This window comes from Phenylobacterium sp. GW823-FHT02A09, from assembly GCF_058797775.1.
Window position 1 is genome coordinate 450,061 of record NZ_JBXAJZ010000004.1, and the last position, 23,981, is coordinate 474,041.

A 23,981-nucleotide genomic window follows, 5' to 3' on the forward strand; every position below is an offset into this window, starting at 1 on the left:
CCGCAGCTCGCGACAGTGAGCCGGCCGAGGCCGGGGCCGGGCCAGGTGCTGGTGCGGGTCCGCGCCGCGCCGCTGAACCGGGCCGACCTGGCGATGCTGCGCGGCGCCTCGCACGGCAGCGTCGGCGGCAAGGGAACGCCGCTCGGCCTGGAGTGGGCTGGAGAGATCGCTGAACTGGGCGAGGGCGTCGCCGGTTGGAACATCGGCGACCGCGTCATGGGCGCGGGCGGCGGCGCATTCGCCGACTACACGCTGGGCCACTCGGCGTTGATCCATGCGATCCCCGACGGGCTGAACTACGCGCAGGCGGCGACCATGCCGGTGGCGATCCAGACCATGCACGACGCCATCGCCACCCACGGCGCGCTTCAGGCCGGGCAATCGGTGCTGATCTTGGGCGCGACGTCCGGGGTCGGGCTGATGGGCCTGCAGATCGCGCGCGAGCTTGGTGCGGGGCTGGTGATCGGCACGTCGAGCTCGCCGGACAAGGCCGCGCGTCTGCCGGAGTTCGGGGCCGGGCTGGTGGTCTCAACCAATAGTGAGAGCTGGTTCGAGGAGGTGCTGGCGGCGACCGACGGCAAGGGCGTCGACTTGGTCGTCGACATGCTGGCCGGACCGCTGATCAACGCCACGATGCGGGCGACGAAGATCGGCGGCCGGATCGTCAATGTCGGGCGCATGGCCGGCGAGCGTGGCGAGGTCGACTTCGACCTCCATTCGATGCGACGCATCACCTATGTCGGCGTCACCTTCCGCACGCGCAGCGGACGCGAGGTGATCGAGCTGGTCGCCCGAGCGCGGGCCGATCTGGCCGGCGCCATGGCCGCGGGGCGGCTGACCATCGCGGTCGATGCGAGCTTCGACCTGGCCGACGCGTCGGCCGCCTTCGCGAAGATGTCGGCCAACCGGCACTTCGGAAAAATCGTCCTGACAACCGCGCCAGAGGGGCTGCGATGAACTATCCCGATCTCGAAAACCTGTCGCCCGAGCTCAAGGAGATCCTGGCCGGCAAGCGCGAGGCCAACGTCTACAAGATGCTGATGCACACGCCGAACATGGCCCCGGGCTTCACCGCCCTGGCCGACGCGGCGATGTGGAGCAAGAAGTGGCCGGCGACGTGGCGCGAACTGGCGATCGTGCGGGTCGGGCGGCTCTACAGCTCGGCGTATGAGGTCCACCAGCACGAGCAGATCGGCCGGCTGATGGGTCTGAGCGATCCGCAGCTGGCGGCCTGCGCCCTTGGGGCTGATCAGGCGGTGCTGTCCGGCGACGAGCAGACCATCCTGCGGCTGACCGACGCCCTGGTCGAGCGCCACACCCTGAGCGCGGACGAGCGCGAGGAGGGGCTGAAGCTTCTGGGCGCCAATGGGTTCGCCGACTTCGTGATGACCGTCGGCTTCTACCAGCTGGTCAGCAACTTCCTGAATGTGTTCGAGGTCGAGATCGAGCCGCACGACCTGTTCCCCAAGCCCGATGGTAGCAAGAAGCAGGGGGCGGGCGCGTGAGCGGCTTGACCGGAAAGGTCGCCGTCGTCACGGGCGGCGGCACAGGCATCGGCCGAGCGATCAGCCTGCGGTTGGCGGGCGACGGCGCCGATGTGGTCGTGGTCTCCAACGTCGCCGAGCAGGCTCAGGCGGTGGCCGCCGAGGTCGGCGCCCTCGGCCGCAGGGGCGTGGCGCGCGTGGTGGACGTCACCAACGTCGCCGCCGTCGCCGCGCTGGCGGCCGGCGTCGAGGCCGAGTTCGGCAAGGCTGACATCCTGGTCACCAGTGCCGGCGTGATGGGTGCGCGGACATTGCTGGTCGACACCCCGGCCGAGGAATGGCGCAAGACCATGGAGGTCAACCTCAACGCGGGCTTTTACTGCATCAAGGCGTTCCTGCCGGGGATGCTGGCCCGCGACAGCGGCCGGATCATCACCATCTCGTCGATCTCGGGGAAGCTGCCGGCGGCGATGAACAGCGACTACGCCGCCTCCAAGCATGGGGTGATCGGCCTGACCAAGGCGCTGGCGCTGGAACTCGGCATCCTGGGCAAGAACGGCGTCACCGCCAACGCCCTGTGCCCCGGAACGACCGACACCCCGATGATGGACCAGATCGCCGATCACATGGTCCCTAAGGGCCGGCTGACGCGCGAGGAGTTCATGCAGAAGGCGGTGACCTCCAAGAGCATCCAGCGGCGGTTGCTGGATCCTGAGGAGATCGCCGCGATGGCCGGGTTCCTGGCCTCGGACCAAGCGCGCGGGATCACCGGGCAGGCGATCAATGTCTGCGGCGGCGCGGTGCTGTTCTGAATGCAGAAGGGCCGGCTCATCCCTGAACCGGCCCACCCGCCTAGTCGGCGTAGAGGTTGTCGAAGCGTCCGACCTTGCAGCTGTAGCCCTCGGGCGGGGCGGTCAGCTTGAACTTGGCGGGGTCGGCCCCCTTGGGGTGCGAGGCCAGGGTCTTCAGGGCCCAGAGGTTAAAGGCCTGAGTGTTCACCTGCGGCCACATGTGACCGTGGTCGGCGGTGCAGGCGACGTGCACCACGTTTGCCTTGGAGGCGAAGTAGTTCGAACCCGCCTGGGTGCTGGGCCGGTAGTCGGCGCAGAGCACCGAGCCGCAGTGCCAGATGTCCTTTTCGCCGCCCCAGACCGTGATCACGATCAGCGGCGAGAGGTCGTCCTTCAACGGGAACGGCCCCACGCGGCCCTGGTGGATCTTGGAAGGCGCGTCGATCACCGACTGGCGGGCGGCGTCGAACGACAGCGGCGAGCCGTCGTCCTGGCTGACGTACCACTCGCCCGAGATCGGCATGCCGCCGGCCCAGAAGTCCGAGCGGAAGGTGAGGGCGCGGTTGGTCATGGTGCCGCCCGACGAGATGCCGCCGATGTAGAAGCGGCTGGCGTCGAGCGGGAACTTGGTCCCGACGCACTTGATCATCGCCTCGAAGAAGCTCGAGTCCGGGCCCTCGTCGTTCTTCCAGACGTCGCCGGCGGCGGTCGGAGCGCGGCCCTCGCGCCAGGGCATCCAGTTCCAGCCGTTCTTGCCGGGGCCGTTGCAGGCGCCGCCGCCGACGTTCGGGTCCTGGCCTGCGCACTCGCGGACCGGGCCGATGACGGTGAAGCCCTGGTCGGCCATCAGCGCGTTGGCGCCGCTGCGCGGGACGTTGAGGTTGGCGTAGGTCGACTCCACCGTGCCGGTCAGCGGCACCCAGACGGGTGCGGCCCCGCTGACGCCCTTGGCCGGGTGAACGTAGAAGGCGCGCTTCTCGCCCTTGTGCGGGAAGTCGACGTTGAGGCCTTCCTTGACCTGGTAGCCGTCGGGGCACTCCCAGGTGATCTTCGGCGCCGCCGCCTGCTGCTCGGGCGGCTTGGGTGCGGCGGCGCAGCTCGCGAGCGTGGCGGTGAGGGCCGCGGCGCCGAGCAGCTTGAGTTGGACATTCATCGGTGTTCCCCCGTCACTTTCCGTCGATCGAGAAGGCCATCAGCACGTTGCCGTCGGCCCCGGTCAGGTCGCGTCCGGCGCTGGCGCCCGAGCGGCCCGCATAGCCCGAGTGCACGTAGACCATGCCGCCGGCGATGGTCGGACCGGCGCCGTCCATGACGCCGCCATAGGCCTGGCGTCCGCCCAGCACCGCGATGGGCTGGGTACCGGTGTCATAGGACCAGACCACCTTGCCGCTCTTGGCGTCATAGGCGCGGAAGATCCCGTCATAGGCGCCGGCGAACACCAGGCCCGGCATCGCGGTCACGGCCTGGGAGACCGCGCCGTGGCACCAGCGGCCCTCCCAGCGGCACTTCGGGGCGGCGGGCGAGGGCGCGCTCCACAGCAGTTCGCCGTCGGTGATGCGCAGGGCGTAGACGCCTGGCTTGCCTTCGGGGCCGGCCAGCACGTCGGAGACTCCGACGAAGAGCCGCTGGCCGTCGCTGGCCATGCCGAACTCGATGCCGCCGAGCGCGCTGCCGGGGCCGATGCGGCGCTTCCAGACCACCTTGCCCTCGGCGGTCGGATCGAGGGCGTAGACGTGGCCGGACTTCTGGCCGACCAGCAGCAGTTGCTTGCCGCCGGACAGGTCCTGCAGGATCGGCGAGTTGCCGATCGAGAAGTCGGGACCGAGGTTCTTGGGGCAGTTGGCCGCCAGCTCCTTGCGGCCGTAGCCTTCCCAGCAGCCGTTGATGAAGTTGTCGTTGGCGAGCAGCTGGTGCATCCAGCGGACCTGGCCGGTGGCGATGTCCATCGCCATCACCGCGTCCGATCCGTCGTAGGGTACATCGGTGTAGGAGTTGGAGGTGCCGACGTAGACGAGGCCGCGCTTGGCGTCGATGGTCGGAGCCGACCAGATGGCGCCGCCGGACGGGCCCCACATGGGGCGTCCCAGGCGGTTGGTCGCGAAGACCTTGGGCTCGACCGGGGTGGTGTAGGTTTTCCAGAGCACCTTGCCGCTGACGACGTCGAGCGCGACCAGCGAGCCGCGGAACTTGCAGCACTCCCAGCCGTCGTACTCGGCGAAGGCCTCGACGCCCGAGGAGATCGGCACGAACAGCTTGCCGTCGTGGACGGTCGGCGCGCCGGTCATCTGCAGGCCGGCGGAGTCGTCGATCTTGGTTTTCCAGAGCTGCTTGCCGGTCCGCGCGTCGAGCGCGACCGCCGCCTTCGTCCAGTCGGAGAAGAACAGCGCGTGGCTGGCCGGCGATCCGGCCGGCAGCGGGATGACGGTGACGCTGGACCGCGTGGCGGCCTCGGCCTCGTGGCGCCAGCGCACGCAGCCGGTCTTGGCGTCGAGCGCGTAGACCGCACCGGACATGCTGGTGGTGAACAGCCAGTCGCCGACGATGGTCGCCTGGCCGTTCTTGGCCCCCGGATAGTTGAAGGCCCACTTGAGCTTCAGGCGCGAGACGTCAGCGGCCTTCAGCCCGGGCTTCTCCTGATATCGGGCGTTGCGAGTGGTCGGGCTCCAGCCGTTCCAGCCGGCGGCGTTGAGCTTGATCGGCGGGGCGAGCGTCTCGCACTTCGGCGCGTCGAGCGGCATGCTGGCCGCGGACGGCCCCCAGATGGCGTTGGGATCGATGTCGCCGGCGACCGGGGGCAGTTTGGTCCCCGTGATGTAGGCGGCGATGGCGGCCTTCTCGGCGCCGGTCAGGCCCTCGGCCATCGGGGCCATGGCGCCGTTGGTCAGCGAAGCGATGATGAAGGAGGGCGGGTTCTTCGCCAGCACGTCGCGGGCCGGCGTGCGGTCGACGGCGTTGTCGTGGCAGGCGGCGCAGCGCTCCTGGTAGAGCGCTTCCCCGTCGGGCGGCGGGGCGATGTTGTCGGAGGCCTGGGCGGCGAGCGAGGCGCCGAGGACCAGGGCAAGCGCGGTCAGGGTCGCCGGAGCGATCGCCGCGCGGGCGCGCGACGGCAGACGCTGGATCATACGGAACTCATCAGCTTGAACGGCGAAGCGCCCGAACCGAACGGCCCGGGCGCCCGCAGGGCGATCAGAAGCGGTAGCGGAGTTGCAGGTTGTAGAAGCGGCCGCCGCCCAGGTTGTGGGTGATGGCGTAGTTCACGTTCGCCCCGCCGACGGCGATCGAGGTGTCGTAGATCTCGTCGGTCAGGTTGGTGACGCCCAGGACGACGTCGTACTGGTTGGTCGCCGCGCGCCAGGTCAGGTTGGTGTTGACCAGAGTGTAGCCCTTCACCTCGAACAGCGGGTTGTCGAAGACGCTCTGGTTGTACGAGCTCTGGTAGGCGACCGAGCCGCCCCAGATCAGCGAGCCGGGCTCGAATTCCCAGGTGTAGGTCCCCGACGCGCTGACCTTGTGGGTCGGCGAGCGCGGCATGGTGTTGCCGGCCAGGTCCTGCGGCGTGTTCAGCGGCAACGACGTGTTGGTGTTGTCGATCGCACAGCAGAATTCCTTGATCTCGCCATGCAGGTAGCTGTAGCCGCCCTGCAGCCAGAGCGAAGGGGTCGGGCGCCAGTCGCCCTCGATCTCCAGGCCGTAGAGCTCGGACTTGTCGATGTTGGTGTACTGGGCGAACGAGCCGCCGGTCAGCGAGTTGAAGGCCGTGATCGGCGCCTGGAAGTCGCGGTAGTCGTAGTAGAAGATCGCGCCGGAGACGCGCAGGTCCGGCGTGACGTCGTGCTTCACGCCCAGCTCGTAGCTGTAGAGCTTTTCCGGGTCGGTGGCGTTGTTGGCGGTGGCGTCGCCAAGGGTGAAGCCGCCCGCCTTATAGCCTTGCGCGAAGTTCGCGTAGACGAGCAGGTCGTCGCTCGGCTCGTACTCGACGCCGAGGCGGATCGTGTAGCCGTCCTGCTTCAGCTTCAGCAGCTTGCCCGCGTATTCAGGCGCGGCCCAGATGTCGCCAGCGACGGTCTGGGGCGTGGACTCGAAGGCCGCGCCGAAGGCCGGGTTCCAGTAGACGTAGCGGAACTGGGTGGTCGCTCGCTTGGAGTCGACCGTGTAGCGCAGGCCGCCGGTCAGCCGCCAGCTGTCGTCCAGATGCCAGGTCGCCTCACCGAAGGCGGCCGCCGACTGCTGACGCAGGATGTTGTGCTGCTGGTAGTAGGCGCGGTCGGGGTTGGCCAGGGCGGCCGGGTAGGGCGCGGTCCCGAACACCGGCGTCGCCAGCTGCGGCACGTCCGGCATCGCTTCCCAGTAGCGCTCGTTGTAGTCCGACTTGAGGAAGTAGGCGCCGACCGTCCATTCGAGCTTCTCGTGGTCGTTGCCGACCAGGCGCAGCTCGTGGGTGAAGTACTGGTTCCGGTTCAGATAGTTGGCGGTCATCAGCGTGCTGACCACCGTGCCGTCGGCGAGACCGGTGCCGGTCACCTGGCCCGGCTGCGAGCCGGCGACGTAAGACCCGCGCGAAGTGTTGTCGAAGTCGCTGTAGCCCTTTGATTTATATTGGGCGATGCCGCCGACGTAGTAGAGCGTCGCCGGGCCGAGGTTCCAGTCGGCGTTGAGGATGTGGACCTGGTTGCCGGTCAGCTTGTCGACGCCGCGGGTGTCGATGTTGATGTGGCGGGGCCGGTCGGACGGCGAGGCGATTTCGTACTGGTACGTCGGGTTTGGAGCCAGGGCTCCCATGAACCCGACGGTGTTGTAGCGGCCGGGTGCGGTCTCGGCGGGGGTGTTGTTGTAGCTGAAGGTCGTCGAGCGCAGCAGGAAGTGCAGGTCCTCGGTGACGTCTCCCTCGAGCTGGAACTCGGCGTAGAAGTTGTCGACGTCGTAGCCGGCCTTGTAGGGCGCGATGTTCTTCGAGGCGGAGTCGCCCTGGTTGATCGCCTGCACGCCGATCCGGGCGCGGTACCGGTCGTTGATCGGCCCGGCGATCGTCACGCCGACCGTGCTCCAGTTGTAGCGGCCGTAGCCGACCAGGGCCTCGCCCATGAAGCTCTCGGTCGGGCGGCGGCTCAGCAGGTTGGCGGCGCCGCCGATGGCGTCGCGGCCCCAGGCGGTGCCCTGCGGCCCGCGCAGGAACTGCACGTTGCCGCCGAACAGGGTGCTCTCGCCGACGGTGTTGAAGTCGACGTTGTAGAAGCCGTTCACGTAGTAGGCGATGGCGTTCTCTGACCCCAGCGCGGTGGTCAGGTTCTGGCGGCCGATGCCGCGCATGTTGACGCCGGTGTCGGAGATGTAGACGCCGGGCGTCAGGTTCACCATGTCGCGCACGGAGTTGGCGCCGATCAGGTTGCGCTCTTCGGCGCCGAAGGTGGTGACGGAGACTGGCGCGCTCTCGATCTCGGCCTCATGGCGCTGGGCGGTGACGACCAGCTCTTCGATCACATAGCCGCCGTCGCGGGCTTCCGACTGCGCGCTCGCCGCGTGCGGAATGAACGCCACGCCGATGGCGGTGGTGGCGAGCAAAAGCCGTTGCAGGTTCATGTTTCCCCCCGTCGCGGGCCGCGCGCGGCGGTCCCGTTGTCAATAGTGGCTGGGCGACTCGATGAACGCCGGTCGCCTTGAAAGTATGCATACTACAGACTCAAAAAAATGAGCATGACAATCCATCAAAGGAAAAATGATCCTACTTGCTGCTGAGTTTGTGTGGTCGTGATGCGTCCGCGCCGCACCCGTGCGGCGCGGCGCGGGGCAGGCTTACTCGTAGTTGGTCCGGCCGCCGGCGGTCATGCCGCCGTCCACCACCAGGTCGTGGCAGTTGATGTAGGCGCCCTCGTCGCTGGCCAGGAACAGCGCGGCCGTGGCGATGTCGTGCGGCAGGCCGGCGCGGCGCAGCGGCGTGGCCTTGGAGAGGTTGCGGGTCAGCTTGGCGAGCTTGGCGTCGCCGGCGCCGGCTTCCATCTTCGAGGCGACGGCCGAGCCGCCGAAGAAGATCGGCGTGGCGATCGCGCCCGGGGCGATGGAGTTGACGCTGATTCCGTACTGGCCGAGTTCCATGCCCGCCAGCTTGGTCGCCTGGACGACCGCAGCCTTGGCCATCGAGTAAAGGTAGCCGCCCATGTGGGTGCGGGCTGCGGCTACGCTGGAGTTGTTGATGATCGCGCCGCGCCCTTGCGCGCGCATAATCGGCGCGGCGTGCTTGATGCCGAACACCACGCTGCCGACCAGCAGGTCCATCGCGTAGCTGAAGTGTTCCGGCGTCACGGTTTCGACGTCGCCGTCGGTCGGGCCGCCGGCGTTGTTGAACAGGCAGTCGAGCCGCCCGTAGGTGTCGGCCGCGGTCTGGATCGCGCGGGCGATGTCGGCCTCGCGGCGGACGTCGGCCTGGACGAAGGTCGCGCCGAGGCGGGCGGCCATCTCCGCGCCCTTGTCAGCGTTGCGCGCAGCGATGACGACCTTCGCGCCCTCGGAGACGAACAACTCGACGCTGGCCTCGCCGATGCCGCTGGTGCCGCCGGTGATCACCGCGACCTTGCCGTGAAGTCTTCCTGTCATGCCGTTTCTCCTTGGGTGTGATGAGCGGCTTTTGTCGCGGCGCTTTGTCCAATCCAAGCAGTTTTGAAGAATTGCCACTTTTCAGTTGGCATATATCGTGGCTATCAATCGGCAAATTTGAACGCGCAGTAGGATTTGCATGTCGACCGCTGAGATTCTCGATCGTGACTTTGGCGCCCTGGCCGACGTGATCCGCGCCCAGGCGGCGGAGCTGGGCGGCAAGGCCGCGCTGGTGGACGCGAAACGGACGATCTCCTACGCCGAGCTGGACGCGCTGATGGACCGCATCGCCGTGGCGCTGCAGCGCGACGGGGTCGGCAAGGCCGACGTGGCGGCGATCTGCGCGACGACCAGCGCCGAGTACGGGGCGAGCTTCTTCGGGATCCTGCGGGCCGGGGCGATCGTGGCGCCGCTGGCGCCGTCCTCGACGCCCGAGAGCCTGGTGATGATGCTCAATGACTCAGGCGCGAAGGTGTTCTTCCTCGACGCCGGGGTTTCGAAGCAACTCGAGGGCGTCGCCGACCAGATCAGCGCCAAGCGCGTGGCGCTGGACGGTTCGGACGTCGGCGTGGCGTTCGAGGCCTGGCTGGCGCCGGCGGGCGCCAAGCCCGAACCCGTCGAGGTCGATCCCGACCAAGGCTTCAACATCATCTACTCGTCGGGCACGACCGGCGCGCCGAAGGGCATCGTCCAGCCGCACCGCATGCGCTGGGGCCAGATCCGCCGCGGGGTCTATCCGGCGCAGTCGGTGACGATGATCTCGACGCCGCTCTACTCGAACACGACGCTGGTCTCGTACCTGCCGACGATCTCCAATGGCGGCACGGCGGTGCTGATGCCGAAGTTCGACGCCGAGCAGTTCCTGAAGCTGTCGCAGCAGCACCGCGCCACCCACGCCATGCTGGTGCCGGTGCAGTACCGCCGGCTGATGGAGCGGCCGGACTTCGACAGCTACGACCTGTCGTCCTACGTGATGAAGTTCTCGACCTCCGCGCCGTTCTCGCCGGAGATCAAGGCCGACGTGCTCAAGCGCTGGCCGGGCGGGCTGATCGAGTACTACGGCATGACCGAGGGCGGCGGCTCCTGCGGCCTGCTGGCCCACGAGCATCCGGACAAGCTGCACACGGTCGGCCGGCCGCTGCCGGGCCACGACATCCGGCTGATCGGCGAGGACGGGGTGGAGGTGCCGCAAGGCGAGATCGGCGAGGTCGTCGGCCGCTCGGGCGCGATGATGGTCGGCTACCACAACCAGCCGGGCAAGACGTCCGAGGCCGAGTGGTACAGCCCCGAGGGCCTGCGCTACATCCGCACCGGCGACGTCGGCCGGTTCGACGAGGACGGCTTCCTGACGCTCATGGACCGCAAGAAGGACATGATCATCTCGGGCGGCTTCAACATCTATCCCAGCGACCTCGAGGCCGAGATCGTGCTGCACGAGGCGGTGCTGGAAGCCGCCGTGGTCGGGGTGCTCTCCGACAAGTGGGGCGAGACGCCCGTCGCCTTCGTGGCGCTGAAGCCCGGCCAGACCGTCGAGGCCGAGACCTTGCGCGAGTGGGTCAACGCCAAGCTCGGCAAGACCCAGCGGCTCGCCGACCTGGTCTTCCTCGACAACCTGCCGCGCAGCCACATCGGCAAGGTGCTCAAGCGCGAACTGCGCGACGACTACAAGGGAAAGGCGCTTGGTTGAGCCGGCGTCCGACTGCATCTAATACGGAGCACGGCCGCACCGAGACCCCGACCCGAATGACCCGACGCACGAGCGAGCGTTTCGAGCGCCGCAAGAAAGACATCGTGGCCTCCGCGGTGCAGGCGCTGAACCGCAAGGGCGTGCGGGGGATGACGCTGGCCGACGTGGCGGCCCAGCTCGGCATCGTCCCGACCGGGGTCATCTACTACTTCAAGAACAAGGAAGAGCTGGCCGAGGCCTGCTTCCTGCTGGCGGTCGCGCGCTACGAAGGCTTCGTCGAGCAGGCGGTGGCGGCAGAGACGGCGCGCGAGCGGATCGCGGCGTTCAACCGCGCCTATTTCGACTTCCGCCATGCCGAGGCGTTGGGCGAGGCCGAGCATGTCGCGGTGTTCAACGACGTACGGGCGCTGAACCGCGAGGCGGTCAACGTCGCCTATGTCGACATGTTCCGGCAGATCCGCTCGCTGTTCGACGGGGCGGGGGCCGAGGGGCTGACGCGGCTTGAGCGCAATGCGCGCACCCACCTGCTGCTCTCCGAGGCCTTCTGGGAGGTGGTCTGGCTGAGCAAGCTGGAGCCGGAGGACTACGAGCGGGCGGCCGATCGGACGCAGTCGCTGCTGCTGGACGGTCTGATGCCGGGCGGCGCGCGCTGGGATCCGCTGCCGCTGCCGGATCTGATCTCGGACGACGAGGCGGACGCCGGCGAGCAGTTCCTGCGCGCGGCGACGCAGCTGATCAACGAGGAGGGCTATCTGGGCGCCTCGGTCGACAAGATCTCGGCGCGGCTGAACTTGACCAAGGGCGCCTTCTACTATCACCACGAGACCAAGGACGAGCTGGTGGTGGCGTGTTTCGAGCGCACCTTCCAGATCATGCGCCGGGCGATCCGTCAGGCCGAGCGGGTCTCGGCCAACGGGCTGCAGGCGCTGATGACCGCCGCGGCGGCCCTGGTCGAGTGTCAGTTGTCGGGGACCTCGCCGCTGCTGCGCACCTCGGCGCTGACCACCGCGCCGGTGTCGATCCAGCCGCAGCTGCACGCCAAGTTCGACGGGGTGTCGGACCGCTTCGCGGCCCTGCTGTCGGACGGCATCGCCGACGGTTCGGTGCGCCCGGTGGATGTGAACATCACGGCCCAGATGCTGACGGCGATGATCAACGCCGCTGCCGAACTGCACTTCTGGACGCCGGGCCTGCAGCGCGGCCAGGAAGTCGATCTCTATGTGCGCCCGTTCTTCGAGGGGCTGCTGACCCCCGGCGCGGCCTGACAAAGAAAAGGGGCCGCGCATGGCGACCCCTTTCAAGGTGCGGACGGCCGGTGCGGGGATCAGGATGCGACCCGCCGCCGACCGTCCGGGGAGGCCCTAGAAGATTTCAAACAGGCCTGCGGCGCCCATGCCCCCGCCGACGCACATGGTCACGACGCCGTACTTGGCGCCGCGGCGCTTGCCTTCGATCAGCACGTGGCCGGTCGAGCGGGCGCCGGTCATGCCGTAGGGGTGGCCGATCGAGATCGCGCCGCCGGAGACGTTCAGGCGATCGTTCGGGATGCCGAGGGTGTCGCGGCAGTAGAGGACCTGGCTGGCGAAGGCCTCGTTCAGCTCCCAGATGCCGACGTCGTCGACGGTCAGGCCGGCCTGCTTCAGCAGCTTGGGCACCGCGAACACCGGGCCGATGCCCATCTCCTCGGGCGCGCAGCCGGCGACCGCCATGCCGCGGTAGGCGCCGAGCGCCTTCAGTCCGCGGCGTTCGGCCTCCTTGGCTTCCATCAGCACGACGGCCGCGGCGCCGTCCGACAGCTGGCTGGCGTTGCCGGCGGTGACGTACTTGCCTTCCTTGACGAAGGGGCCGCCCTTGAAGACCGGCTGCAGCTTCTGCAGGTCCTCGAGCGTGGTCTGCGGGCGGTTGCCCTCGTCGGCGGAGAGGGTGATCTCGCGCTTGGACTGCTCGCCGGTGGCCTTGTCGACCACGATCATGGTGGTGGTGATGGCCGCGATCTCGGCGTCCATGCGGCCTTCGGCCTGGGCCTGGGCGGTGCGCTGCTGCGATTGCAGGCCGTACTCGTCCTGGGCCTGGCGGCTGACGCCGTAGCGCTCGGCGACCAGCTCGGCGGTCTCCAGCATCGGCACGTAGAGGCCGGGCGTGGAGCGCACCAGCTCGGGGTCGCCTGAGCGGTAGTTGTTCATGTGCTGGTTCTGGACCAGCGAGATCGACTCGACGCCGCCGCCGACCGTCACCGTCATGCCGTCGACGATGATCTGCTTGGCCGCCGTGGCGATGGCCATCAGGCCCGACGAGCATTGGCGGTCGATGGTCTGGCCGGCGACCGACTGCGGCAGGCCGGCGCGCAGGGCGGCCTGGCGTGCGGTGTTGAACCCGGTCGAGCCCTGGGGCAGGGCGCAGCCCATCACGACATCGTCGATCTCGGCCGGATCGACGCCGGCGCGCTGTACGGCCTGGGCGATGGCGTGGCCGCCGAGCGCTTGGGCCTGGGTGTCGTTGAAGGCGCCGCGGAAGGCGCGGCCGATGGGCGTGCGGGCGGTGGAGACGATGACGGCTTCGCGCAAGATCTGCTTCTCCGTGGGGCGATGGCGCCCATGGTTGAGGTCGTAGTATTTTATCCGATGTGGCGGATTGCCTTGGAATTAGCGATGAAAGCTGGGTGTCGCAAATTATTTGAGTGATCAGTTTGCAAATCGTCGGGGCTTGGATAACGTGCCGCCTAATCGAGGGAGGGGCCGCGTGGCGTACGAGGTCGAGCGCAAATCCGTGATCGTATGGAGCGAGGGTTCGCGGCTGGCGGCGCAGGTGCTGCGGCCGCGCGGCCTGGCCGGTCCGCTGCCGGCGATCCTGCTGGCGCACGGCTGGGGCGGGCTGAAGGAACACCTGATTGAGCTCTATGCCGAGCGTTTCGCAGAGGCCGGCTTCGTCGTCCTGGCCTTCGACTATCGCGGTTGGGGCGGGTCGGACGGGCGGATCATCGCCGCCCCCGAGGCGCCGCCGCTGACCCAGGGCGGCGCGCAGACCGTGGCGGTCCGGGTGCTGCGCGAGGTGGTCGATCCGGTCGACCAGATCGCCGACGTACGCAACGCCTTCGCCTGGCTGATCGGCGAGGACGGCGTCGATCCGGCGCGGGTCGGCCTCTGGGGATCAAGCTATGGCGGCGGCCACGTGGTCAGCGTCGCCGGCATGGAGGAGCGTGTGAAGGCCGTCGTCGCCCAGATCGGCGGCTACGGCCACCCGCGCGAGGACTGGTATCGCGACCTGGCCTATCGGCGGATGTCGGACAAGGCGCGCGGGGTGCTGGATCCGCCGGTGCCGCAGGGCGTCGACGGCTCGCCTGGGCTGGCCGGGACGCCCGACGTCGCGCGCCAGTATGGGCATGCGCCGCTGGACCATGCGCGGCGGGTGACGGCTCCAACCCTGTTCATCGACGCTGAGTTCGAAGAGTACAACGACCCGTCGCTGCAGGGCGGCGCGGCCTTCGAGATCCTGCGCGCCAACGGCGTGGCGACCGAACGCGCGACGTTCCCGTGCACGCATTACCGCGTCTACGACGACCATCTGGTCGAGGCCCGCGCCATGGCCCTCGACTGGTTCCAGCGACATCTCTGAGGGATTTAGATCGTGCAGGATCTGAAGGGAAAGGTCGCCGTCATCACCGGCGGCGCCAGCGGCATCGGCCTGGCCATGGCCCATGCGTTCGGCGCGCGGGGCATGAAGCTGGTGATCGCAGACATCCAGCAGGACGCCTTGGATCGCGCGGTCGGCGAACTGACGCAGGCCGGCCTTGAGGCCGTAGGCGTGCAGGCCGACGTGACCGATTTCGCGTCGGTCGAGGCGCTGCGCGAGGCGGCGCTGGCGGCGTTCGGCAAGGTGCATGTGCTGGTCAACAACGCCGGGGTGTCGATCACCGGTCCGATCTGGCAGCTGACCCTGGACGACTGGCGCTGGGTGCACGACGTCAACGTCTGGGGCGTGATCCACGGGATCAAGGCGTTCGTCCCGCTGCTGATCGCGCAGGGCGAACCGGCGCACGTGATCAACACCGCCTCGCTGGCCTCGTTCAACGGCGGCGGCGAGCACTCGCCCTACTGCTCGTCGAAGGCTGCGGCCCTGTCGATCAGCCAGTCGCTGCATTCCGAGCTGGCGGCCTGGAACACCCAGGTCGGCGTCTCGGTGGTCTGTCCAGGGATGGTGGACACCCAGATCCACAAGTCGAACCGCAACCGCCCGGCCGGTGACCGGCCCTGGAGCGACCGCGAGTGGAACGATCCGGCCCATGTGAAGGGCTCGGAAGTCTTCCAGGGGCGCGGCGTGCAACCTGGCGACATCGCGCGGGCGACGCTGGAGGCCCTGACCGAGGGCCGCTTCTACGTCTTCAACGGCGACAACTGGCGCGACTACGTGCGCGGCCAGACCGACGTCGCTCTGGCCGGCGACAATCCGCCGGTCGTCACCTGGGGCCCGGACCTGCGTCCCAAGCCCTCCGCCCAGTGATCTATCGCGTGAGACCAAACTGATGACTGCAACGACGGCCCTGGACGCCGAAACCTATCTCGCCAAAGCCGAGCAGGACTGCTGGGTGATTCCGGACATTCCGGCCGATACCCCGACGCGGCCGGTGGCCAAGGTCGGGATCATCGGCGCCGGCACCATGGGCGGCGGCATCGCCATGAACTTCGCCAATGTCGGCATGGCGGTGACCATCGTCGAGACCAGGGCCGAGGCGCTGGACCGCGGCCTGGCGGTTGTGCGCCGCAATTACGAGAACTCGGCCAAGCGCGGCCGCTTTTCGATGGAGGAGGCCGAGGCGCGCATCGGGCGGCTGACCGGCGCGCTGACGCTGGAGGCGCTGGCCGACTGTGATCTGGTGATCGAGGCGGTCTACGAGGACATGGGGCTGAAGAAGCAGATCTTCGCCGAGCTCGACCGGATCACCAAGCCGGGCGCGATCCTGGCCAGCAACACGTCGTACCTCGACGTCGACGAGATCGCTTCGGCGACCAGCCGGCCGCAGGACGTGGTCGGGATGCACTTCTTCTCGCCGGCCAACGTGATGCTGCTGTGCGAGGTCGTGCGCGGCGAGAAGACCGCCAAGGACGTGGTCGCGACCGCCATGGAAGTCGCCCGCAAGATCGGCAAGATCGGTGCGGTGGTGGGCGTCGGCCCGGGCTTCGTCGGCAACCGCATGCTGTTCCCGCGCCAGGACCAGGCCAACCTGCTGATCCTCGAAGGCGCCATGCCCTGGGACGTGGACCGCGTGCTGCGCGAGTTCGGCTTCCGCATGGGACCGTTCGCGATGAGCGACCTGTCGGGCCTGGACATCGGCTGGAACGCCGCCAAGTCGAAGGGCGAGACCCTGCGCGACGTGCTCTGCGAGATGGACCGCCGCGGGCAGAAGACCGGCGCCGGCTATTATGACTACGACGCCGAGCGCAATCCGCTGCCATCGCCGACGGTCGAGAAGATCATCGCCGAATTCGCGGCCCGCAAGGGGCTGCCGCAGCGCAAGATCGACGACGCCGAAATCCTGGCGCGGCTGGTCTATCCGATGATCAACGAGGGCGCGCGCATCCTGGAAGAAGGCAAGGCGATCCGGGCCTCGGACATCGACGTGGTCTGGGTGCACGGATTCCGCTGGCCGACCGACAAGGGCGGTCCGATGTTCTACGCCGACCAGGTCGGCCTGCCGGCCGTGGTCGAGGCGCTCAAGCGCTTCGAGGCCCAGGTCGGCCCGGCGATGAAGCCGGCGCCGCTGCTCGAGCGGCTGGCCGCGCAGGGCAAGGGCTTCGGCGACCTCTAGCGACTGACAACGAGAACAAGCGCGCCGCAGTCCTCTGCGGCGCGCGATCGACCTGGCGCGCCGGGCGGGGAGGGGATCATGGACGGGCCAGCGGCGCGAAAGAGCGTCCTCGACAAGATCGGCTACGGGGCCGGCTCCATCGCCTTCGGGGTGAAGGACAACGGCTTCGGCACGCTGCTGATCCTGTTCTACAATCAGGCGTTGGGGCTGCCGGCCAGCACGGTCGGCCTGGCGGTGATGATCTCGCTGGTGGTCGATGCGGTGATGGACCCGCTGATCGGCCACGTGTCGGATAACTGGCGTTCGCGCTGGGGCCGGCGGCACCCGTTCATGTACGCCTCGATCATCCCGACGGCGCTGGGCTTCTACCTGCTGTGGAATCCGCCGCAGTCGCTGAGCCAGGCGCAGCTGTTCATCTACCTCGTCTGCCTGTCGATCGCGGTGCGGTTCTCGATCTCGCTGTTCGAAATCCCCAGCCACTCGCTGGTGGTCGAACTGGCCGAGGACTACGACGAGCGCACCAGCCTGCTGAGCTATCGGCAGTTCTTCGGCTGGATCGCTGGCCTGCTGCTGTCGATCGCCTCGTTCAGCGTCTTTCTGCGTCCGACCGAGGCGTATCCGGTCGGCACCCTCAATCCGCAGGGCTATGCGACCTACGGCCTAGTCGGCGCGCTGATCATGATCGTCGCGATGCTCGGCTCGTCGCTGGCGACCCACAAGCACATCAAGACCTTCGCGCCGACGCCGGCTTCGCGCGGGCTCAACCTCTTCCAGACCCTGCGCGAGATCTTCAACGCGGTCTCGCACCGCCCCTATCTGATCATGGTCGGCGCGACGGTGTTCGGGGCGATGGCCGGCGGGGTGGCCAGCTCGATGCTGGTCTATTTCCGGCTGTTCTTCTGGGGTCTGACCAATGACCAGATCTCGATCATCATCGCCGGCAACTTCGCGTCGGTGGCGGTGGGCGTCTTCCTGGCCGGGCGGCTGTCGAAGTGGATCGGCAAGAAGTGGGGCGCGGCGGCGATGCTGCTCCTGTCGATGACCGTCAACCCGTCGCTCTACATGCTGCGGGTCATCGACGTGCTGCCGGCGAACGGCTCGACCCCGCTGCTGACCATCCTGATCCTGGCCAGCTTCCTGAACACCGTCTTCACGATCGTCGGTTCGATCCTGTCGGCGGCGATGATGGCCGACGTGGTCGAGGACGCCCAGGCCCGGACCGGCCGCAAGACCCCGGGGCTCTACTTCGCGGCCAACAGCTTCGCCCTGCAATGCGTGTCGGGGGCCGGGGTGATCATCGCCACGACGATCATCGACCTGGCCGGTTTCCCGATCGGCGCCAAGCCCGGCCAGGTGCCGCAGGAGACGCTGAACCGGCTGGCGATCTACGAGGTGCCGATCCTGGTGGGGCTATACATCTGCGCGCTGGTTTGCGTGTTGTTCTACCCGATCACCCGCCAGCGTCACGCCGAGAACCTGCAGGCCATCGCGAGGAGCGCGACATGAGGACGATGCTGGCGCTCGCCGCCGCCGGAGTGTTGGCGGCCGCTCCCGCGGCGGCCCAGACGCCCAGCGGCGAGACCCTATTCAAGCAGCGCTGCGGGACCTGTCATACGATCGACGCCGGCGGGCCCGCGAAACTGGGACCGCCGTTGCGCGGCGTGGTCGGGCGCGGAGCCGGCGCGGTGGCGGGCTACGCCTATTCGCCGGCGATGAAGCGCTCGGGCCTGACCTGGGACAGGGCGAACCTCGACGCCTATCTCGCCCGGCCGGCGGGAAAGGTGCCGGGGACAAAGATGCTGATCGGTCTGCCCAACGCCGAGCAACGCGCGGCCGTCATCGGCTATCTGGCGGCGCAGAAGTAGCGTCAGTCGGTCTGGCCGCCGCCGAGGGCGATGTAGAGCGAGACCTGGTTGCGCAGATTGGCGCCGCGCAGTTGCAGCAACGACTGCTGGGCCGAGAACAGGTTGCGCTCGGCGTCGAGCACTTCGAGATAGATGGCGATGCCGTTGGCGTAGCGCAGGCGGGCGGTTTCGGCGAGCCGCTCCTGGGCCTCGACGGCGCGCTCCTGGGCGACGATCTGGTCGGCGATGAAGCGGCGGCCGGCCAGGGCGTCGGCGACGTCCTGGAAGGCGCCCTGCACCGTGCGCTGGTAGGTGGCGACGGCGATGTCGCGCTGGGCGCGGGCGGCGTCGAGCTGGCCGCGGCGGGCCCCCCAGTCGAGCAGCGGCAGCACGATCCCGGCGCCGTAGCTCCAGGCCTGGCGGTCGGCGCCGACCAGGTCGTTCAGTTCGCGCGAGGCGTAGCCGGTGGCGCCGGTCAGCGAGATGCGCGGGAAGTAGGCGGCGCGCGCCGCGCCGATGTCGGCGTTGGCGGCGCGTAGCTGGGCCTCGGCCTGCATGATGTCGGGCCGGTTGACCAGCAGCTCGGACGGCAGGCCGACGTCGAGCCGCTCGAACATCTTCTGCTGGGCCAGCGGCAGCGGCCGCGGCAGGGCGGCGGTGTCGACCGGGCCGCCGACGAGCACGGTCAGCAGGTTGACGGCGACCGCCTCGGTGCGCCGCAGTTCGGCCAGCTGGGTCTGGGCGTCGGTCAGCAGCGACACCGACTGGTCGTAGTCGGCCGACGAGGTGACGCCAGCTTCGAGGCGCAGGCGGGCGATCTCGAGCCCTTCGCGGCGGGAGGCGAGGGTGCGCTCAGCCAGGGCGATGCGTTCCTCGTTCTCGCGCAGGGTCATGTAGGCGATGGCGACCTGCCGGATCAGCGACAGCCGGAAGGCGCGCTGGCCTTCGACGCTGGCCAGGTAACGGTAGCGGGCGGCGTCGGAGAGGTTGCGGACGCGGCCCCAGAAGTCGAGCTCGAAGGCCGACATGCCGAGGTCGAGATCGTAGGATTCCGCCGTGATCGGCAATCCGGTGGCGGTGATGTCGCCCGGCTGGCGGGCGCGGGCCCCGGACGCTTCGAGATTGACGTTCGGCAACTGGGCGGAGCGGGCGATGCGGTACTGGGCGCGGGCCTGTTCGACCTGGGCGACGGAGACGGCGAGGTCGCGGTTGTTGGCCAGGGCCGTGGCGATGACGATCTCCAGGCGCGGATCGTCGAAGAAGTCGCGCCAGCCGACCTGGGTCGCCTTGATAGCGCCGGCCGCAGGGGCGTTGTAGGTCGGGAAGGTCGCGGCGACCGGCGGGACCGGCTGCTCGTAGCGCGGAGCGAAGGAGCAGCCGCCGACGGCGAGGAGCAGCAGGAGCGGCCAGCTACGCATGGGGCGGCTCCTGCGGGGCCTGATCGGCGTGCAGCCGTCCTCGGGTCAGCCAGCGGCGGGCCGAGAGGTAGAAGACCGGCGTCAGGAACACCCCGAGCAGGGTGACCGCGACCATGCCGCCAATGACCCCGGTGCCGACCGCCTGACGACTGGCGGCGCCGGCGCCTGTGGCCGTGAACAACGGCACCATCCCAAGGATGAAGGCCAGCGAGGTCATGACGATCGGGCGTAGCCTCAGGCGGGCGGCCTGCAGGATCGCCTCCCGGGTGCTCAGGCCTGCCTCTTCCTGCTCGATGGCGAACTCGACGATGAGGATGGCGTTCTTCGCCGACAGGCCGATGATCGTGATCAGACCGACGTTGAAATAGATGTCGGCCGACAGCCCCCGCAGCAGGGTGAGCAGCACCGCGCCCATCACCCCAATCGGCACGCCCAGCAGCACCGCCAACGGGATCGGCCAGCTTTCATAGAGGGCGGCCAGCACCAGGAAGACGATCAGCATCGACAGCGCCAGCAGCGCGGCGACCTGTGAGCCGGCCTGTCTTTCCTCGAAGGCGATGCCGGTCCATTCGTAGCCGAAGCCGGCGGGCAGGACGCGGTCGGCGATCTTCTCCATCTCGTCCAGGGCCGCGCCGCTGGACTGGCCGGGAGCCGCCGCGCCCGAGATGGTGAGCGAGGGATAGCCGTTGTAGCGCTGCTGCTGGGGCGGGCCGGAGGTCCACTTGGTGCGGCTGAAGGCCGAGAACGGCACCATCTGGCCGCCGGCGTTGCGGACCTGGAGGTTGAGCAGGTTCTCGGGCGTCATCCGCTGCTCGGCAGAGGACTGGATCAGCACCCGCGCGATGGCGCCGCTATAGGTGAAGTCGTTGGCGTAGGACGAGGCGAGCGCGATCGACAGGGTGTTGTTGATGTCGCCGATCGCCACGCCAAGGGCGCGGGCCTGAACCCGGTCGATGTCCAGATAGAGCTGCGGCGCGTCGGGCTGGCCCTCTGGCCGCACGCCGACCAGCAGCGGGCTGCGCGAGGCCTCGGCCAGGATCTGGTCGCGGGCGGCGGTCAGGGCGGCGGAGTCGGCGCCGCCGCGGTTCTGGATCTTCATGCTGAAGCCGCTGGAGGTGCCGAGCGCGGGGATCGGCGGCGGGTTCAGGGCGAAGATGTTGGCGCTCTTCACGCCGGCCAGAGCCGCCATGGCGCGGCCGCTGAGCGCCTCGACGCCGTGGGCGGCGCCGGGCCGTTCCTCCCAAGGGTGCAGGGCGATGAAGCCCATGGCCGCGTTCTGACCCTGGCCGAAGAAGTTGAAGCCATGGATCATCACGATGTTGCTCACCTCAGGCTGCTGCTTGAAGAAGGCGCTGGCCTGGTCGATGGCGGCCTGGGTGCGCTGGGCGGTGGCGCCGGGCGGAGCGTCGATGGTGACCAGCATGACGCCCTGGTCCTCGGACGGCAGGAAGCCGCCGGGCAGCCGCGTGTAGAGCAGGCCGGTCAGCAGCACCGCCATCACGAACACCGCGAGCCAGCGCAGCGGCGCGCTGAGCATTCGCGACACTCCGCTCTCGTAGCGGTGGGTGACGTTGGTGAAGCCGCGGTTGAAGCCGCCGAGCAGGCGATCGACGAAGGCCAGCGCCGGATTCCTGGGCGCATCGTGGGCGCGGTGCGGCTTGATCAGGGTCGCGCAGAGGGCGGGCGTCAGGGTCAGGGCCAGCAGGGCCGAGAAGCCGATCGACACCGCCAGGGTCACCGAGAACTGCCGGTAGATGCCGCCGGAGGTGCCGGGAAAGAACGCCATCGGCAGGAAGACGGTCATCAGCACCAGGGTGATGCCGATAATCGCCGAGGTGATCTGGCCCATCGCCTTCACCGTCGCCTCGCGCGGGGGCAGGCCCTCCTCGGCCATGATCCGCTCGACGTTCTCGACCACGACGATGGCGTCGTCGACCAGGATGCCGATCGCCACCACCATGCCGAACAACGAGAGGATGTTGATCGAGTAGCCGAAGATCAGCAGGCCGAAACAGGCCCCGGCCAGGGCCACCGGAACGACGATGGTCGGGATCAGGGTCGCGCGCCAGTTCTGGAGGAACAGGAACATGACCACGAAGACGAGAACCATCGCCTCGACCAGGGTCTTCACCACCTCCTCGACCGAGGCGCGGATGAAGGGGGTGGTGTCGTAGGGCGTCGACCAGGCGATGTCCGCGGGGAAGGTGCGCGACAGCTCGTCGAGCCGCGCGCGGACCCCTTCGGCGGTGGCCAGGGCGTTGGCGCCGGTCGCCAGCTGGATGCCGACGCCGGCCATGGTCGCCCCGTTCAGGGTCGAGCCGGTCAGGTAGTTGTCGGCCCCGAGCTCGACGCGGGCGACGTCCCCAAGGTGAATGGTCGAGCCGTCGGGATTGGCGCGCAGGATGATCTGGCGGAACTGCTCGGGATTGGTGAAGCGGTTCTGAGTGACGACGGTGGCGTTGAGCTGGGTCTTGCCGGCGATCGGCTGGTCGCCGAGGCTGCCGCCGGCGGTCTGGCTGTTCTGCTCCTGAACCGCCGCCAGCACCTCCGATGCGGAAAGGCTGTAGCCGGCGAGCTTTTGCGGATCGAGCCAAATCCGCATGGCGTACTGGGTGCCGAACAGCCGCACGTCGCCGACGCCCGGCACGCGGCGCAGTTCGTCGACCACGCTGTTGGCCGCGAAGTTGCCCAGGCCGAGGCTGTCGGTGCGGCCGCTCTTGGAGGTCAGGGCGACCAGCATGAGGAAGCCGGTGTTAGCCGCGTTGACCTGGACGCCCTGGCGGCGAACCTCTTCGGGAAGACGCGGTTCGACCCGGCTGAGGCGGTTCTGGACCTCCATCTGGGCGACGTTGATGTCGGTCCCGGACTTGAAGGTCACGGTCAGCGAGGCGGTGCCGTTCGAGCGGCTGGTGGCCTCCATGTAGAGGAAGCCCGGAACGCCGTTCATCTCCTTCTCGATCACCGAGGTGACGTTCTGGTCGAGGGTGGCGGCGTCGGCGCCGGGATAGGTGACCGACAAGGTCAGCGAGGGCGGTGCGACGGTCGGATACTGCTCGATCGGCAGCGAGCGCAGGGCGATCAGCCCGGCCAGCAGGATCCCCAGGGCGATGACCCAGGCGAAGACCGGGCGATGGGCGAAGAAGCTGCTGTTCATGGCCCGCCCTCCCTGACCCTAAGGTTTTCCGGCCGGAGGCGGGGCGGCGGGGGGCTTGGGTTTGGCGATGGTCACCTTCTGGCCCGGCTTGACCTTCTGCAGGCCGTCGATGATCACCCGTTCTCCCGACTTGAGACCGGAGGCGACGACGAAATGGTCGCCGGTCATGGCCCCCAGCGTCACCGGACGGGCCGCCACCGTCCCGTCGGCCCCGACGACCATGACGCTGGCGTTCTCCCCCGACATCTGGACCGCCTGCTGCGGCACCGTCAGGGAGTTGGGGATGGGCGCGCCCGCCAGACGGGCGCGCACGAACTGACCGGGCAGCAGGACCCGTTCGGGGTTGGGGAACTCCGCGCGCAGCAGCAGCCCGCCCGTCGAGGGATCGACCGCCTGGTCGAGGAAGTTCAAATGTCCGACCGGGCCGTAGGTGCTGCCGTCCTCGAGGACGAGCTGCACCTCGACCCTGTCCAATCGGGGGAGGCTGACCTTGGCGCTGGCGGCGCGGCGGCGCAGTTCGAGGATTTCGGCGTTGGGCAGCGAGAAGCGGACATAGATCGGGCTGAGCTGCTCGACCCGGGTCAGCAGGGTCGCCTGGGAGGCGGAGACCAGCGCGCCCTCGGTCACTTCGGCTCGGCCTACGCGGCCGCCGATCGGCGCGGTGACGGTAGTGTAGCTCAGGTCGAGTTTGGCCTTCTCAAGCGCCGCCTCGGCAGACGCGACGTCGGCCTCGCCCTGGCGAACGGCGGCCTGCGCGGCGTCGAACTCCTGGGCGCTGATCGCCTTGCGCTCGACCAGCGGCGTGTAGCGAGCCAGATCCTTGCGCGCGTTGCCGAGCGTGGCCTGGGCGCGCTGCAGGGCCGCGCGGGCGCTGGCCTCGCTGGCGCGCTTCTCGCGCGGGTCGATGGCGAAAAGGGGCGCGCCTTCGCGGACGTCGGTGCCTTCGGCGTAGAGCCGCCGCTCGACAATGCCGTCGACGCGGGCGCGGACCTCGGCGGTGCGGACGGCCTCGACGCGGCCGGGAAGCTCGACGATCTCGTCGACCGTGCGCGGGACGAGGGTGACGGCGTCGACCTCCATCGGCGGCGGGGTCCCGGCCTGCTGGCCGCCGCGGCCGCAGCCGGCCACGGCCAAGGCGACACCGGCGAGGAGGCCAGTCCATGCGACGCGGCGTGGATGACTACCGACCATGGTCGCGCGCCCCCATTCGTC

Annotated in this window: 18 protein-coding genes; 10 read left to right on the forward strand and 8 right to left on the reverse strand. The window is 68.8% G+C overall.

All coding sequences use genetic code 11. The features are described 5' to 3' along the window. Positions 1–15: 15 nt before the first annotated feature. The 3 genes from AC1Q87_RS18720 to AC1Q87_RS18730 are packed head-to-tail and all read left to right on the forward strand — an operon-like array spanning position 16 to position 2,296. Complete coding sequence (locus AC1Q87_RS18720) at positions 16–957, forward strand: zinc-binding dehydrogenase (RefSeq protein ID WP_492610344.1); 942 nt, start codon at positions 16–18, stop codon at positions 955–957. Beyond that, the gene (locus AC1Q87_RS18725; protein ID WP_492610345.1) at positions 954–1,505 is read left to right on the forward strand and encodes a carboxymuconolactone decarboxylase family protein; all 552 of its coding nucleotides are present in this window, start codon (positions 954–956) and stop codon (positions 1,503–1,505) included. The genes AC1Q87_RS18720 and AC1Q87_RS18725 overlap by 4 nt, the downstream gene beginning before the upstream one ends. Continuing rightward, a complete protein-coding gene (locus AC1Q87_RS18730; RefSeq protein WP_492610346.1) occupies positions 1,502–2,296 on the forward strand; it encodes an SDR family NAD(P)-dependent oxidoreductase in 795 nt (264 codons plus the stop codon). The genes AC1Q87_RS18725 and AC1Q87_RS18730 overlap by 4 nt, the downstream gene beginning before the upstream one ends. A 40-nt stretch (positions 2,297–2,336) precedes the next feature. Here the strand turns inward: AC1Q87_RS18730 and AC1Q87_RS18735 are convergent, their stop codons facing one another. The 4 genes from AC1Q87_RS18735 to AC1Q87_RS18750 all read right to left on the reverse strand — a co-directional run bounded on the left by AC1Q87_RS18735 (position 2,337) and on the right by AC1Q87_RS18750 (position 8,863). Continuing rightward, positions 2,337–3,428: an alpha/beta hydrolase family protein gene (locus AC1Q87_RS18735; RefSeq protein ID WP_492610347.1), complete on the reverse strand. Its 1,092-nt coding sequence runs from the start codon at positions 3,426–3,428 to the stop codon at positions 2,337–2,339. Positions 3,429–3,441: 13 nt separating this feature from the next. After that, positions 3,442–5,397: an outer membrane protein assembly factor BamB family protein gene (locus tag AC1Q87_RS18740; RefSeq protein ID WP_492610348.1), complete on the reverse strand. Its 1,956-nt coding sequence runs from the start codon at positions 5,395–5,397 to the stop codon at positions 3,442–3,444. 64 nt (positions 5,398–5,461) lie between these two features. Next, a complete protein-coding gene (locus tag AC1Q87_RS18745; RefSeq protein ID WP_492610349.1) occupies positions 5,462–7,852 on the reverse strand; it encodes a TonB-dependent receptor in 2,391 nt (796 codons plus the stop codon). 213 nt (positions 7,853–8,065) lie between these two features. Continuing rightward, the gene (locus AC1Q87_RS18750) at positions 8,066–8,863 is read right to left on the reverse strand and encodes an SDR family NAD(P)-dependent oxidoreductase (protein ID WP_492610350.1); all 798 of its coding nucleotides are present in this window, start codon (positions 8,861–8,863) and stop codon (positions 8,066–8,068) included. 139 nt (positions 8,864–9,002) lie between these two features. Here AC1Q87_RS18750 and AC1Q87_RS18755 point away from each other — a divergent pair, with 139 nt between their 5' ends. Both AC1Q87_RS18755 and AC1Q87_RS18760 read left to right on the forward strand, forming a co-directional pair. Next, a complete protein-coding gene (locus AC1Q87_RS18755) occupies positions 9,003–10,550 on the forward strand; it encodes a class I adenylate-forming enzyme family protein (protein ID WP_492610351.1) in 1,548 nt (515 codons plus the stop codon). Positions 10,551–10,606: 56 nt separating this feature from the next. Further along, positions 10,607–11,815 carry a TetR family transcriptional regulator gene (locus AC1Q87_RS18760; RefSeq protein WP_492610352.1) on the forward strand — a complete coding sequence of 403 codons (1,209 nt, stop codon included), beginning with the start codon at positions 10,607–10,609 and terminating at the stop codon, positions 11,813–11,815. 96 nt (positions 11,816–11,911) lie between these two features. On the opposite strand, the gene AC1Q87_RS18765 is transcribed toward AC1Q87_RS18760, so the two are convergent. Next, positions 11,912–13,114 carry an acetyl-CoA C-acyltransferase gene (locus AC1Q87_RS18765; RefSeq protein WP_492610353.1) on the reverse strand — a complete coding sequence of 401 codons (1,203 nt, stop codon included), beginning with the start codon at positions 13,112–13,114 and terminating at the stop codon, positions 11,912–11,914. 175 nt (positions 13,115–13,289) lie between these two features. Here AC1Q87_RS18765 and AC1Q87_RS18770 point away from each other — a divergent pair, with 175 nt between their 5' ends. The 5 genes from AC1Q87_RS18770 to AC1Q87_RS18790 all read left to right on the forward strand — a co-directional run bounded on the left by AC1Q87_RS18770 (position 13,290) and on the right by AC1Q87_RS18790 (position 18,218). Continuing rightward, entirely contained in the window at positions 13,290–14,162 is an 873-nt protein-coding gene (locus AC1Q87_RS18770) for an alpha/beta hydrolase (RefSeq protein WP_492610354.1), read from the forward strand. A gap of 12 nt (positions 14,163–14,174) precedes the next feature. Then, positions 14,175–15,047, forward strand: coding sequence for an SDR family NAD(P)-dependent oxidoreductase (locus tag AC1Q87_RS18775; RefSeq protein ID WP_492610355.1), 873 nt, complete (start codon positions 14,175–14,177; stop codon positions 15,045–15,047). A 22-nt stretch (positions 15,048–15,069) separates the two neighbouring features. Then, positions 15,070–16,353 (forward strand): 3-hydroxyacyl-CoA dehydrogenase, encoded by a 1,284-nt coding sequence (locus AC1Q87_RS18780; protein ID WP_492610356.1) that lies wholly within the window; start codon positions 15,070–15,072, stop codon positions 16,351–16,353. Positions 16,354–16,431: 78 nt separating this feature from the next. Beyond that, positions 16,432–17,859 (forward strand): MFS transporter, encoded by a 1,428-nt coding sequence (locus AC1Q87_RS18785; RefSeq protein ID WP_492610357.1) that lies wholly within the window; start codon positions 16,432–16,434, stop codon positions 17,857–17,859. Continuing rightward, positions 17,856–18,218: a c-type cytochrome gene (locus tag AC1Q87_RS18790; protein WP_492610358.1), complete on the forward strand. Its 363-nt coding sequence runs from the start codon at positions 17,856–17,858 to the stop codon at positions 18,216–18,218. The genes AC1Q87_RS18785 and AC1Q87_RS18790 overlap by 4 nt, the downstream gene beginning before the upstream one ends. A gap of 2 nt (positions 18,219–18,220) precedes the next feature. Here AC1Q87_RS18790 and AC1Q87_RS18795 read toward each other — a convergent pair whose 3' ends face one another. Genes AC1Q87_RS18795 through AC1Q87_RS18805 form a run of 3 tightly spaced genes read right to left on the reverse strand, consistent with a single transcriptional unit; the run spans position 18,221 to position 23,897 of the window. After that, complete coding sequence (locus AC1Q87_RS18795; protein ID WP_492610359.1) at positions 18,221–19,615, reverse strand: efflux transporter outer membrane subunit; 1,395 nt, start codon at positions 19,613–19,615, stop codon at positions 18,221–18,223. Beyond that, positions 19,608–22,769, reverse strand: a complete 3,162-nt coding sequence (locus AC1Q87_RS18800; protein ID WP_492610360.1) for a multidrug efflux RND transporter permease subunit — start codon at positions 22,767–22,769, stop codon at positions 19,608–19,610. The genes AC1Q87_RS18795 and AC1Q87_RS18800 overlap by 8 nt, the downstream gene beginning before the upstream one ends. A gap of 18 nt (positions 22,770–22,787) precedes the next feature. After that, complete coding sequence (locus AC1Q87_RS18805) at positions 22,788–23,897, reverse strand: efflux RND transporter periplasmic adaptor subunit (RefSeq protein ID WP_492610617.1); 1,110 nt, start codon at positions 23,895–23,897, stop codon at positions 22,788–22,790. Positions 23,898–23,981: the final 84 nt, after the last annotated feature.

Coding starts and splice junctions, on each gene's coding strand:
- AC1Q87_RS18725 (WP_492610345.1), top strand. CDS start 954: ATGAACTATCCCGATCTCGAAAACCTGTCGCCCGAGCTCAAGGAGATC.
- AC1Q87_RS18735 (WP_492610347.1), bottom strand. CDS start 3,428: ATGAATGTCCAACTCAAGCTGCTCGGCGCCGCGGCCCTCACCGCCACG.
- AC1Q87_RS18740 (WP_492610348.1), bottom strand. CDS start 5,397: ATGATCCAGCGTCTGCCGTCGCGCGCCCGCGCGGCGATCGCTCCGGCG.
- AC1Q87_RS18745 (WP_492610349.1), bottom strand. CDS start 7,852: ATGAACCTGCAACGGCTTTTGCTCGCCACCACCGCCATCGGCGTGGCG.
- AC1Q87_RS18750 (WP_492610350.1), bottom strand. CDS start 8,863: ATGACAGGAAGACTTCACGGCAAGGTCGCGGTGATCACCGGCGGCACC.
- AC1Q87_RS18755 (WP_492610351.1), top strand. CDS start 9,003: ATGTCGACCGCTGAGATTCTCGATCGTGACTTTGGCGCCCTGGCCGAC.
- AC1Q87_RS18760 (WP_492610352.1), top strand. CDS start 10,607: ATGACCCGACGCACGAGCGAGCGTTTCGAGCGCCGCAAGAAAGACATC.
- AC1Q87_RS18780 (WP_492610356.1), top strand. CDS start 15,070: ATGACTGCAACGACGGCCCTGGACGCCGAAACCTATCTCGCCAAAGCC.
- AC1Q87_RS18785 (WP_492610357.1), top strand. CDS start 16,432: ATGGACGGGCCAGCGGCGCGAAAGAGCGTCCTCGACAAGATCGGCTAC.
- AC1Q87_RS18790 (WP_492610358.1), top strand. CDS start 17,856: ATGAGGACGATGCTGGCGCTCGCCGCCGCCGGAGTGTTGGCGGCCGCT.
- AC1Q87_RS18795 (WP_492610359.1), bottom strand. CDS start 19,615: ATGCGTAGCTGGCCGCTCCTGCTGCTCCTCGCCGTCGGCGGCTGCTCC.
- AC1Q87_RS18800 (WP_492610360.1), bottom strand. CDS start 22,769: ATGAACAGCAGCTTCTTCGCCCATCGCCCGGTCTTCGCCTGGGTCATC.